The following is a 12,843-nucleotide window of genomic DNA, read 5'->3' as shown; positions in this document are numbered from 1 at the left end:
ATACTCAACCCAAAACAGCCAAACCATAGGGTAAAGATTATTTATTGACGACGATAACGGATGATATTTAATGATTGGAGACTTGAACTTATAAATCTCTCCTAGAACATATCTTTATATATAATTTTAAGATATTCTTCTAAAGAAATGCAAAAAAGAAATTTTAGTATTTAGTCACTGTAACTTGAAAATAAGATAATATTTTTTAATTGAATTCTGTAAGTTACCAAATTTTGTTATAATTACAGCTAGCCCAAAAGCTCAATTGATTAGTATAATCACCGCTCTCTAACAACCAAACTGCCTGATATTTTTCCCATTTATCGTTGCGGGCTTGGGTTTTATTTGTTTTGCTGAATCAGTTGATTTACCGGAATATACTTCCACTTGATTTAATCGAATAAAAGAACTGGTGTGAGCGATATCTTCTGGCAAGATTAACCCATTAATTTTATTCGTATCATAGCCTTTTTTAGACACTTCCCAGCCTTCAGGCAAAACTTATACTTCATAGCGTTCCCTAACCCAACCAAAATATTTTTTTAATTAAATTTTTTATGATAATTAGCCTATAAAATAAGCTAACTTAATTTTTACCATTAAAATTATGGTGTTTAAAAAAATCTTGGTTAGTTTTTTGGGGGATTGTTTGTAAAGGTAAGTAAGGGAAAAGACATATTAAGCTTTGGAGAAAGCTTTAAGGGATTGATATTTTTTTGATTTTTGTAAAAAAACAACAAAATAAAAATATAATAAAATCAATACGCTACCTGACTGTTTTTATAGTTTTCGGGTTTGGGTGACGGTATTTGACTATAACTTGTGTGATTGGGTTTCGGACGTTTTAAGCTTTTTGTGGTGGAATCAATAGCAACAGTGACAGTGACAACAGTCGAGTTAAGAAAGTAGCAAATTCCTTAACACCCCACACTTTGGCTACGGAATGTGGCCGACTTATATTTACTCGTATCATCCTGATACTCGCCTCTTTGATGCCTTCTTCACTTTGCTCAGATGTTCAAATTTATTTCTAACAAAACCCAAACTCACCAAACATCCATACTTGCCGTGCTAACCTCGCTTAGTTGTCAACGCATTCTAGCGCGGTTAAAGGGGGGGGGACATATTGACCTTACAATATTATGAGAATATTTTTTAATAAAAAACCGTTCATTTATCAAGTTGATTTTAATTAATATTTTAAAATAACAACAATGATAACATTCAATCCAATTGTGATCATTTAAATTTCTTTTAGCAACTCATTAATTTGATAATAAAATCAAGAAAATTAAATAGATATCACAAAAAACGTGGTTTTAAGCGTATTTGTTGTAACAACGAAATAAATAAGTGGGTATTTTAAGATACAAAAAAAACCTGCTATATGCAGGCTTTAGGAATTTGGAAATTGGCTCCTCCAACAGGACTTGAACCTGTGACATACGGATTAACAGTCCGCCGTTCTACCGACTGAACTATGGAGGAACATTTAACGCAGGAGATATTAACGTTCTATAATGATTATGTCAATCTGAAATACATTAATTAAATTCAACTGCTCAGCTTGTAATCAAATCAAACTATAGATATGCTAAAATAAAAAGATATATTATTAACAGATAAAATAACAATTATGAAAAAAAATATTTGTGTTTTTTGTGGCGCTAGTGAAGGAAGCCAACTAGAATATCGTACCCAAGCTGAACAATTAGGCAAAACTTTGGCTGAACAAAACCGGCGACTAATTTATGGTGGTGGCAATAAAGGCTTAATGGGTGTGATCGCTAATGCGGTATTAGCTCATGGTGGTGAGGTGATTGGTATTATTCCTGAACGTTTAGTCAAAGCCGAAACAGCTCACCACGGTATCACTCGTTTAGAAGTGGTAGATAATATGCATCAACGCAAAGCAAGACTTTCTGAGCTTGCCGATGGCTTTATTGCAATGCCGGGCGGAACAGGTACGCTAGAAGAGGTTTTTGAAGTCTGGACGGGGATGCAAATCGGTTATCACGAAAAGCCGGTGGCTTTATTTAATCCAGCTGAATTTTGGCAGCCTATGCTCAATTTTTTACAACATGCTGTGAATGAAGGGTTTGTTCGAGATAGTTTTTATAAAACATTAATCGTTTCGGAAGATCCTCAATCGATATTACAACAAATAGATCACTTTATTCCTAAAGATTTACAGCGTTGGGTAAAAAAATAACGTATTGATGATAAAAACGCCATCATTTGATGGCGTTTTTTATTAATATTATCAATATTAAGCTACAGTTGTAGATTCTGGCTCTGGTTGTTTAATAAATGCATAAGCTACACCAGCAACAACAGCACCAACAACGATAGATAACAAGTAGCCACCCACTGGTTTAACCACACCTGGAATGGCTAAGGCAAATAACCCACCATGTGGCGTCATTAATGTTGAACCAAAGGCTAAAGCCATGCCACCAGTAATTGCCCCACCAATAATACAACATGGGATAACACGTAATGGATCACGAGCAGCAAATGGAATTGCCCCTTCGGATATAAAGCATAAGCCTAATACCAATGAAGCTTTACCACTTTCTTGTTCAGTTTTAGCAAATTTTTTGCTCGCAATAAGTGTTGCTAAGCCCATCGCTAAAGGTGGAACCATACCACCAGCCATAACCGCTGCCATTGGTGCATAAACTTGTGCTGAAATTAAACCAGTACCAAATGCGTAAGCAACTTTATTAATTGGCCCACCCATATCAGTACACATCATTCCGCCTAAAATAGCCCCCAATATAACCGCATTCGCCGTACCCATTGAGTTTAACCATACTGTTACAACGTTCATTAACCATGCAATAGGGGTACCAACAATAAATTGCATCACAAGGCCTGTAATAAGCGTTGCAAATAGTGGTACAATGAGTATCGGTTTTAATGCCTCTAGCGTTTTTGGTAATGGTAAATATTTTGTGATTAATAGCGCCAAATAACCAGCAAAGTAACCAATAATAATCCCACCTAAAAAACCTGCACCAGTTGATACCGCAAGTAAACCACCCACAAGCCCCGGTGCAAGCCCAGGTCTATCAGCAATAGAATAAGCAATATAACCTGAAAGCAATGGCACCATAAGTGAGAAAGCAAGCCCTCCAATTTGAGCTAAATGCGGTTCACCTATTAATTTTTGCACCCCTTCAACCATTTCAAATGAACCAAAAGCAAATGAAAGCGCAATAATCAAACCACCTGCAACCACCATTGGTAACATGTAAGACACGCCAGTTAATAGATGTTGATAAACACCTTTTTTCTCATTACTTGCCTTAGCTGTTGAGGAGTTTGCTATTGGCTGATAAACCGTTGCTTCTTCAAATGCTTTATCAAATTCTTGTGCTGTTTTTTTCAGGGCAGGACCTGTTTTGGTGCGATAAAGTTTTTTACCCGCAAATTTACTTAAGTCGACATCGATATCACAAGCAGCAATAACCACATCGGCAGAGGCGACTTCTTCTGGCGTTAATTCATTACCCACACCAACTGAACCACGAGTTTCAACTTTACACCACCAACCCCGTTTTTTGGCTTCTTCTTCAATGGCTTCTGCCGCCATAAAAGTATGCGCAACGCCGGTTGGACAAGCAGTAACAGCAACAATGCGTTTTACACCATGACTTGGCATGAATGTTGGTGTCACTTCAGCAGATTGTTCATAAACACTCGCTTTACTTTGTGCATCAGTTAAAATTTGTTTTGGATTAGCAAAAAGCTGATTTAAGTCTTCAACAACATAAACTTTTTTACCCGCCACTGCTTTATCGCTAATGGTTCCCGAGCCAACAGCAACAATAACATCTGCTGATACAGCACTGTCAACGACATTTAAATTTAAGGCATTTGCTGCTAAAGCTAATTCTGCTTTAGCTAAACGTCCATTAACTGGACCTGCATGACTACCTTCAATAATATATATATTCATGAATACTCCTTTATGCAGCAATTATTTCAATTTTTTCTAGCATATTATTTACCGCTTGGCGCTCAGCGATACCAACACCAGCTTGTCCAACTGATAAAGCCGCAACACTTGATGCAAAGACTAAAGTGTCTTTAATTGATTGCTCCGTGATTAAACCATACATTAAACCAGCGACCATGGAATCGCCAGCACCTACAGTACTAACTACTTGGCATTTAGGCGGTTTTGCTAACCATGCTTCATTTTTAGTGATCCATAAAGCACCTTTACTTCCAAGCGAAATGATGACATTGTCAACCCCGCCATTAACTAATTCCATAGCAGCTTTTTTTACATCATCCAATGTCGATAATTTGTGACCTATCCACATTTCAAGCTCTTTATCATTTGGTTTGATTAACCATGGTTTTGCTTTTAAACCAGCGACCAATGCATCTCGACTACTATCGAATACAATTTTGGGACAAATTGCTTTAACTTGTTCCATCCAATTTGTAAATTTATCAAGTGATACTCCAGCAGGTAAGCTACCACTGATAGCAACCATATCAATGTCTTTTAACCACTCAAGAGAGTTTTTTACAAAGCTTTGCCAGTCTTGCTCACTAATAGTAAAGCCCGAAAAGTTGAGATCTGTTACTTCACTATTTTCTTCGGTCAATTTGACATTAATACGTGTACGACCTTCAATTGTTTCGAATTTATCAACCACATTTAATGATTTAAATAATAAATTAAAACCATCACGATTTTCTTTACCTAAAAATCCACCGACAGTTAATTGAACGTCTAAATCAGACAAAACTTTAGCCACATTGATGCCTTTACCAGCAGCAAGTAATGCATTGGTTTGGACTAAATTAACATCGCCAAGCTCCACTTTTGGGCAAAAACCTAAAAGGTCATAAGCAGGGTTTAAGGTGATTGTTGCAATACGATAAGTCATTTAAACACCCTCACCTAAACCGCTTTCAATCGCTTTACCAATAGCATCAAGCGCTTGAGCAGCATCATCGCCAACCGCTGTAAATTTTAATCGACTACCTTTTTTGGCGCCTAGTGCAACAATTTTCATTAAACTCGTTGCGCTCACTGGCTCACCTTTACCATCTAAATTGGCAACGGTCACTTTACTGCTAAATTCTTTAACGAGTTTTACTAAAACGGATGATGGGCGAGTATGTAAACCATTCTCATTAGGAATAATGAATTCACGACTTAACGATTCATTATTTGATTCGGTAATAACCGACTCATTTGGAGAGATTGATTGAATTTCTGATTCATCAGATCCTACAGTTTGAGCACCAGATAAAAGAAGATTGATAAGCCCATCAGTATTTGCTGATAATAGTAACGCTAATTTTTGATTAAAAGCTAAAGTTGCAATGTGATTTATAATTTCAGAAACAGAATCATTAACGACTGACATAGTAATAAGTAACTTAACAGGCTTACCATCTTCATTAAGATTACTCGTGGTACGGCTAATCGCCATCGCATTTTTTAAATTACCTTCTTTGCTATCATTTAACCAAACACCCTCGCCTAGGTAAGTTGGTTTATTATCTAATACATCAGCAATAAAACTTGCATTGACTGCATTTTGCTGTTTTAAACGTGAAGCATTTAATGCTTGTAGTGTTGATAAACTATCCGCAGGGATATCCAATAACAATGCAGATTCATTTACAGTAAATTGACTCTCTTCTAGACTTGTTTTGCCGGTTAAAATAGCAATTGCTTCGTCGGCCGATTGAATTTTTTTGATTCGTTCCTCTACCCCATCAGCGCCAAGCACATGAGTAAGTTGACGAAGTAATTCTAAATGCTCATCAGAGCTTGCAGCAATACCAATTGCAAGATAGGCCTTTTCATCATCATCCCCCCATTCAACACCATTAGGAAAACAAAATACTTGCACCCCTGTTTTTTTCACCAAATGACGAGTTTTAGTGGTGCCATGAGGAATAGCAATACCGATACCTAAATACGTCGCTGCTTGAGCTTCTCTTTCAAGCATTCCATTGACATAACCTTCTTCAACAAATCCTGCACTCGTTAAGGCTGAAGCAATTTTTTTTATTGCTTCAGTTTTATTGGTAGCTTGTTCATTTAAATGAATATTTTCTTTAACTAAATGAAACATATAATAAATACCTCTGGGTTAAAATGTTGGGTCGACTAAAATGACTCAACAAATATAAATCCTTGAATTAACATTATTGAATCGTTTCAGCAATAATGAATAAATTAATATTAATTATCAAATAAATTATGTCTATTGATCAATAATTTGTGATCTTGATCTTATTTTTTATTTAAAATTTAAACAGTTTTAAATCCAATATTGCGTTTGGTATCTATCAATATCTTAACGGCTTAAGCTACCTCGATAGATCAATCGCCTCGGGATTATTGTCGTACCTGATTGATAACTCTCATTATGTAAATAGTTTAAAAATAGCTTTATTGTTACATTGGCAACTTCTTTATGATCTTGTGAAAGCGATATGACTTTGCATGGTAAAAAATCTAACAGTTCATTATCACCAAAAGTAGCAATAGTTAAGTTTTCGGGTAGATGTCCAAATTTTCTTAAAATTGCATCAATACTTCCTTGTAATAAAGAAAAAGAAGTTGTAAAAATGCCATTAGGCATTTCATGGCTTTCTAACCATTGACTAAAGGCAAAATCAGCATCTTGACGACTATAATTATTTGCATATAAAAAATCAATTTTATTACTATTATTAAATTTGATATCTTTAAATCCATCTAGACGAAGTTGACTAACCGACAAGTTTGGTAAAGCCCCAATATAAACCACCGAATCTTCAACAAAGTTATTAAATGCTTGGGCCAGTGATTTAGAATCTTGTTTATCGGCACCAACAATATTTCTAAATTTAGATATGGATAATATTCTATCAAGTGCAAATAATGGAATCTTTTCGTTTTGCCAGTCATCATAAAAAATATAATCCTGAGCAGAAACGAATGATGATGAAATAATCAAAGCATCTACCCTGCGTTGCTGTAGATGTTTAACGCACTCTTTTTCGATTTGTGGATTGTCTTCAGAACATGCAAGTAATAATTGATATCCTTCTTTTCTTACTAGTTGTTCTAAATAATTGGCAATGCGGGTGTAACTGTTGTTTTCTAAATCAGGAATAATAAAACCAATAGTACGTGTTTTACCGGCTCTAAGCCCTGCTGCTACAGCATTAGGTTGGTAATTATGCGCTTTTACCACCGACATGACTTTTTCAACTGTTTTGTCACTCACGCGGTACTTTTTGGCTTTTCCATTGATCACATAACTCGCTGTTGTTCTTGAGACACCAGCCAAGAGAGCGATTTGTTCTAATTTCATAACACAATCCCAACTAAATATAGTTAGTTATTTAACCTGAATCAAAATAATTTGTAAATACTGATTCTAATGACTACTCAACAAGTTAGCTGTATTTTACGTTTTATAAAAAAAGCCTAAAGATAAAAAGGGCTAATAAAAAAATAGGATTTAGTTAAATCCTATCAAAATAATAAGCACATTAATCATTAGTAATAAATAGCAATATTTTGATCATGGACATTTTCAATTTTGACGGGGGTATCAAATATATCTTCTAAAATAGTCGAATTCATAATTTGTTGTGGGTTGCCTTGGTATATCAGCTCACCATTTTTCATGGCTAAAATGTAATCTGAATATACGGATGCAAAGTTGATATCATGAATAACAATCACAATGGTTTTACCTAGTTCATCGGCAGCACGACGCAATTGCTTCATCATAGCAACAGCATGTTTCATATCGAGATTATTGAGTGGTTCATCAAGTAATACATATTCAGTATCTTGGCAAAGTACCATAGCAACATAAGCTCGTTGCCGTTGTCCACCAGATAATTCATCTAAAAAGCGCTCTTTATATTCGGTAAGATTTAAAAAATCAAGTGCTCGATGAATATGGTTATAATCATCAGCATTTAAGCGTCCTTTGGTATAAGGGTAACGCCCAAACCCGACTAACTCAAAAACAGTCAATCTACTGTTAAAACGGTTTTCCTGTCTTAATACGGATAAATAGGTGGCAAGCTTATCACTTGGTGTATTAAATACATCCATATTTTGAATTTTAACTTGCCCTTCGTCAGCGAATAAAAGTCGACTGATAATCGATAGTAACGTCGACTTACCCGCTCCATTTGGGCCAATAATGGCAGTGATCCCACCTTGTGAAATTGTCGCATTGACATTTTTTAGCACAGGTACTGTTTGATATTTTTTACTAATATTATCAATTTTTATCACTTCGAAACCTTTTTCAATAATAAGAAGATAAACAAAGAACCACCAATAAATTCAATGACAATGGATAATGCACCAACCATATTTAATACTCGTTCTAAGAACATTTGCCCACCAACAAGAAAAATAATACCTAATAAAAAAGCAGTAGGAAGTAAAAAACGATGTTGACTTGATCCACTAATACTATAAGCTAAATTAGCAATTAAAAGACCTAAGAAAGTAAACGGTCCAACTAATGCTGTTGATATCGATACCAAAACAGAGACTAGCAACAAAATAATAGTGATATTTTTTTGGTAATCGATACCTAAATTTATTGCATTATCACGCCCCAACGCTAGCACATCAAATTTAAATCGCATTCGCCATAAAAATAGACCAATAATAGCTGCAATCATTAATGAAAAGACGATTAATACAGGCTCCGCGCGTGTAAATGTCGCAAAAATACGACTTTGTAACACTGCAAATTCAGACGGGGTCATCAAACGCTGCAATAAATTAGAAAAACTACGGAATAATGTACCTAAAATAATGCCGATTAATAATACCAAATGTAAGTTTTGTTTGAGCTTCGTAAACAAACCTCGATACAAAAATAGAGAAAATAAGATTAATAAAAGTGATTCAAATACAAATTTGCCGATAATACCGATATAAGGAATGCCTTGTGTATCAATACAAAAGATCACAACAGTTTGAATGAGCACAAACAGAGATTCAAATCCCATAATTGATGGAGTTAATATTCGATTATTGGTAACCGTTTGAAAAAGTAATGTCGACGTCGCAGCTGAAAAAGCAACTAAAATCATAGTTAGCATAATCCATGTTCGATGGCTCAAAATGTAACTGATATTGCCCTTAAGACCGAAGGTCATAAAGCAAGTTACGCAAATTAGCGCAATAATAAACAATAAAATTACTCTTTTTTGGCATAAAGCATGGCGTTTTTGGCTAACTAACATGGCGTTTCCGACCCAACAATATTAAAAAAATAATAGCGCCAACCACGCCCAAAATCACACTAACTGGAATCTCAAATGGATAGCGAATAATGCGCCCAATGATGTCGCAAATTAAAACTAACCCACTACCAAACAAACAGATCCATGGAATAGTTTTACGGACATTGTCACCAAATAATAAACTAACAATATTTGGTACAATCAATCCTAAAAAAGGTAAAACACCCACAACCACAACCACAATACCACCAGTTAATGCAATAACAATAAGTCCAGTCAACATAACAAGTCGATAATTAAGCCCGACATTAATTGAAAAATCTCGACCCAAACCAGCTACAGTAAATTGATCTGCACTCCAACAAGCGAGTAATGTCAATCCACCCACCAACCATAATAATTCGTAACGACCCTGTAAAACTCCGGAAAAGTCACCCGATTCCCAACCACCAAGTGATTGTAACAAATCAAAATACATGGCAAAAAAAGTTGTAATTGCGCTAATAACCGCTCCTAACATAATACCAATAAGAGGTACCATCAAAGCAGATTTAAAAATGACTTTTCGAGAAATTACCATAAAAATCATTGTGCCAATCATGGCAAATAAGCTGGCAACGACCATTTTAGTCATAACACTTGCGCCAGGCGCTAAAACCATCATCACTAATAAGCCAAGACTAGCAGATTGAGTTGTACCAACCAACGAGGGTTCAACAAATCGATTTTGTGTTAATAGTTGCATAATTAAACCTGCAACACTCATAGCACTGCCGGCTAGTAATAAAGCAGCAGTTCTAGGCACACGGCTTACAAAAAAAATCTCGCGCATGTTACTATCAGACCATAGTTCCAATAGCGTCACATGGCCAGCGCCAATAAATAAACTTATTGCAGTCATTATCAATAAAATGAAAATGCCTGCAATAAAATAAAAGGACTTAACCATATTTTACATCAATTCGTTGATGTTTTTTGTAAAGCTTCACGAATTTGATCCATCAAACGGTTATAAGTTTGTATACCACCTGCGATATACATAGATGATGAATCTAAATAGATAATATGATGATTTTGCCATGCCGCTGTTTTTTGAATTAAGTCATTGCTTAGTACTTGCTGTGCAGATTGTGCTTCTTTGTTACCAATAGCGCTATCTCTATCCAACACAAATAACCACTGTGGATTAACACTTAAGATAAATTCAGAGGTCACCGCATTACCATGACGTCCAGCTTCTTGGAAGGTGGTTGCAGGTTGAAAACCAAGTATATCAAACACAAAACCAAAACGAGATTTTGGACCATAAGCCGACATTTTACCGCCATTAACCATAATCACTAATGCATTTCCGGCAGTGCTTGTCTTTGACCGTAGTTGTTCAATTTTTTGATTAAAATCAGTAATAAGCTTTTTAGCTTCATCTTGCTTATTAAAAATAGTGCCTAATTGCTCAGTTCGTTGAGTTAAACTACCTAAAAAGTCATTTGGATCAATATCTAAAGAAATCGTCGGTGCAATTTCATTCAATTTTTTATAAGCATCATTAGCACGACCACCAGCAATAATAACCTCAGGCTCAATTGTGCTTAATACCTCATAATTTGGTTCAAATAAGGTTCCCGCATTAGTATAGTTTTTATCGCTATATTTAGATAAAAAATCAGGTAAATGCACATCAGATTGAGGAACGGCTGAGACAGGAATATTCAAAGCATCAATAATATCAAGAGTTGCAATATTAAAAACAACGACTTTTTTAGGATTTTCAGGTATATCGGTTTTGCCTTGAGCATGTTCAACGGTAACCGTTTCCGCAAGCGTTTGTTGTTCTTTTTTATTGTCACATCCAACTAAAACAAGTAATACAGTTAGTAAAACTAAAAATTTTACTTTGATATATGAATACATTATAACTCCTAATTATCAACCTGAATAAAAAACCACAAAACGATAATTATAATAATTATCATTTACATCATGATTGTAACCAAAAACCATGCAAGGTTCAATGCACTTTAAATGTTTAAAAATGTAATATGTAATAAAAGGCAGGTTAAATAGAAACAAAATTATAATGAATATATTAAAAAGCTATCGATTCACTCGATAGCATCATTAAGATAGTTAAAAATCTTTATTGGGGTCAAAGGATAAATCCTTAAGCTTGCGAGTCAATGTATTACGCCCCCACCCTAGTAAATGAGCAGCATCTTGTTTATGACCTCGAGTAAAATTGAGTGCACACTTTAATAAGGTGCGTTCAACATCATTTATTGCTTCAGTCAAAATCCCCGTTTTACCTTCCATAAGGGCTTTCTTTGCCCATTGTTCTAGTAATACTTTCCAATCGTTTTCTTGCTGAGCAAAATGGTTTTCGTGCATGGTGATATTTTCATTTGTGACAATTTTTTTAGTCGGCGATGATTGCAACATTTCTGATGGCAAATCTTGAACTAAAATCTCTTTATTTGAAGACATCACCGTCACCCATCGGCAGATGTTTTCAAGCTGACGTACATTACCTGGCCAATTAAATTGACATAAAACACTTAATGCTTTCGGACTTAATACTTTACTTTCTACACCTAATTCTTTCGCAGTTGTATGCAAAAAATGTTCAGCAAGTTTTGGAATATCCTGCGCTCTATCACGCAAAGGCGGCAGTAATATACGAATTACATTTAAACGATGAAACAAATCATCTCTAAACTTTCCCTCTCTTACTCTTGCTTCTAAATCTTGATGTGTAGCAGCAATAATACGCACATCAACTTTGACGGGTGAATATCCACCAATACGATAAAACTGCCCATCGGCAAGTACCCTTAATAATCTCGTTTGAACATCAAGCGGCATATCACCAATTTCATCTAAAAATAAAGTACCACCATTAGCTTGTTCAAAGCGTCCATGTCTAATTTGAGCCGCCCCTGTAAATGCACCTTTTTCATGCCCAAAAAGCTCAGATTCAATGAGATCTTTAGGGATTGCCGCCATATTTAACGCAATAAAAGGCGATTGTGAACGAGGACTATGAGTATGTAATGCCTTAGCAACCAATTCTTTACCCGTTCCTGATTCCCCATTAATTAATACGCTAATAGAAGATTTGGATAATCGACCAATAATACGAAACACGTCTTGCATTGAAGGAGCTTCGCCAATAATACCTGTTGATGCTTTTGTTGTTGTATTATTACTGGTTTTGTTACTTTGCGTTTGTAAAATTGCACGTTCAACCAATTGAATAACTTCGTCTACATCAAAGGGCTTAGGAATATAATCATAAGCACCTTTTTGATAGGCATTCACTGCTGCATCAAGATCTGAATGAGCGGTCATAATAATAACAGGCAAATTAGGCAATTTTTCTTTAACATGTTTCAGCAGTGTTAAACCATCAATTCCGGGCATTTTAATATCTGATATTAATACTGTAGGCTTTTGAGCATAAGTAACCAAAGCATCTATCACCTCTTGACCATTCGAAAAGCAGGCACAGTTGAAATGAGCATTAGTTAATGCTTTTTCTAATACCCATCGAATAGCGCTATCATCATCAACAATCCAAATATTCATTTTAAT

11 protein-coding genes and 1 tRNA gene are annotated in these 12,843 nt (G+C 35.3%); 1 reads left to right on the top strand and 11 read right to left on the bottom strand.

Annotated elements, in window-relative coordinates; all coding sequences use genetic code 11:
* Positions 1-288 precede the first annotated feature (288 nt).
* Both A9G23_RS10340 and A9G23_RS10335 read right to left on the bottom strand, forming a co-directional pair.
* Positions 289-498: a hypothetical protein gene (locus tag A9G23_RS10340; protein ID WP_141669956.1), complete on the bottom strand. Its 210-nt coding sequence runs from the start codon at positions 496-498 to the stop codon at positions 289-291.
* A 914-nt stretch (positions 499-1,412) separates the two neighbouring features.
* A tRNA-Asn gene (locus tag A9G23_RS10335) sits at positions 1,413-1,488 on the bottom strand.
* 148 nt (positions 1,489-1,636) lie between these two features.
* On the opposite strand from A9G23_RS10335, the gene A9G23_RS10330 reads away from it, so the two are divergent.
* Complete coding sequence (locus A9G23_RS10330; RefSeq protein WP_065587534.1) at positions 1,637-2,212, top strand: TIGR00730 family Rossman fold protein; 576 nt, start codon at positions 1,637-1,639, stop codon at positions 2,210-2,212.
* 57 nt (positions 2,213-2,269) lie between these two features.
* Here the strand turns inward: A9G23_RS10330 and fruA are convergent, their stop codons facing one another.
* The 9 genes from fruA to glnG form a co-directional block, all read right to left on the bottom strand.
* A complete protein-coding gene (gene fruA / locus A9G23_RS10325; RefSeq protein ID WP_065587533.1) occupies positions 2,270-3,964 on the bottom strand; it encodes a PTS fructose transporter subunit IIBC in 1,695 nt (564 codons plus the stop codon).
* Between the two features lie 10 nt (positions 3,965-3,974).
* Positions 3,975-4,910 carry a 1-phosphofructokinase gene (fruK, locus tag A9G23_RS10320; protein WP_065587532.1) on the bottom strand — a complete coding sequence of 312 codons (936 nt, stop codon included), beginning with the start codon at positions 4,908-4,910 and terminating at the stop codon, positions 3,975-3,977.
* The gene (gene fruB, locus A9G23_RS10315; RefSeq protein WP_065587531.1) at positions 4,911-6,113 is read right to left on the bottom strand and encodes a fused PTS fructose transporter subunit IIA/HPr protein; all 1,203 of its coding nucleotides are present in this window, start codon (positions 6,111-6,113) and stop codon (positions 4,911-4,913) included.
* Between the two features lie 225 nt (positions 6,114-6,338).
* Complete coding sequence (gene cra / locus A9G23_RS10310; protein WP_065587530.1) at positions 6,339-7,343, bottom strand: catabolite repressor/activator; 1,005 nt, start codon at positions 7,341-7,343, stop codon at positions 6,339-6,341.
* Positions 7,344-7,531: 188 nt separating this feature from the next.
* Complete coding sequence (locus A9G23_RS10305) at positions 7,532-8,287, bottom strand: iron ABC transporter ATP-binding protein (RefSeq protein ID WP_065587529.1); 756 nt, start codon at positions 8,285-8,287, stop codon at positions 7,532-7,534.
* On the bottom strand, positions 8,284-9,255 hold the full coding sequence (locus A9G23_RS10300; protein ID WP_065587528.1) for an iron chelate uptake ABC transporter family permease subunit: 972 nt from the start codon (positions 9,253-9,255) through the stop codon (positions 8,284-8,286). Before A9G23_RS10300 ends, A9G23_RS10305 begins: the two co-directional genes overlap by 4 nt.
* Positions 9,245-10,204: an ABC transporter permease gene (locus A9G23_RS10295; protein ID WP_065587527.1), complete on the bottom strand. Its 960-nt coding sequence runs from the start codon at positions 10,202-10,204 to the stop codon at positions 9,245-9,247. The genes A9G23_RS10300 and A9G23_RS10295 overlap by 11 nt, the downstream gene beginning before the upstream one ends.
* A gap of 8 nt (positions 10,205-10,212) precedes the next feature.
* Positions 10,213-11,166, bottom strand: a complete 954-nt coding sequence (locus A9G23_RS10290; protein ID WP_081297031.1) for a siderophore ABC transporter substrate-binding protein — start codon at positions 11,164-11,166, stop codon at positions 10,213-10,215.
* A gap of 216 nt (positions 11,167-11,382) precedes the next feature.
* Complete coding sequence (glnG, locus tag A9G23_RS10285) at positions 11,383-12,837, bottom strand: nitrogen regulation protein NR(I) (protein ID WP_065587526.1); 1,455 nt, start codon at positions 12,835-12,837, stop codon at positions 11,383-11,385.
* Positions 12,838-12,843: the final 6 nt, after the last annotated feature.

It is taken from the genome of Gilliamella sp. App4-10 (genome assembly GCF_001690495.1).
In the GTDB taxonomy this organism is placed as follows: domain Bacteria; phylum Pseudomonadota; class Gammaproteobacteria; order Enterobacterales; family Orbaceae; genus Gilliamella; species Gilliamella apicola_G.
The sequence above is the reverse complement of the archived record's forward strand: the minus strand, read 5'-3'. Positions and strand labels throughout refer to the sequence as shown.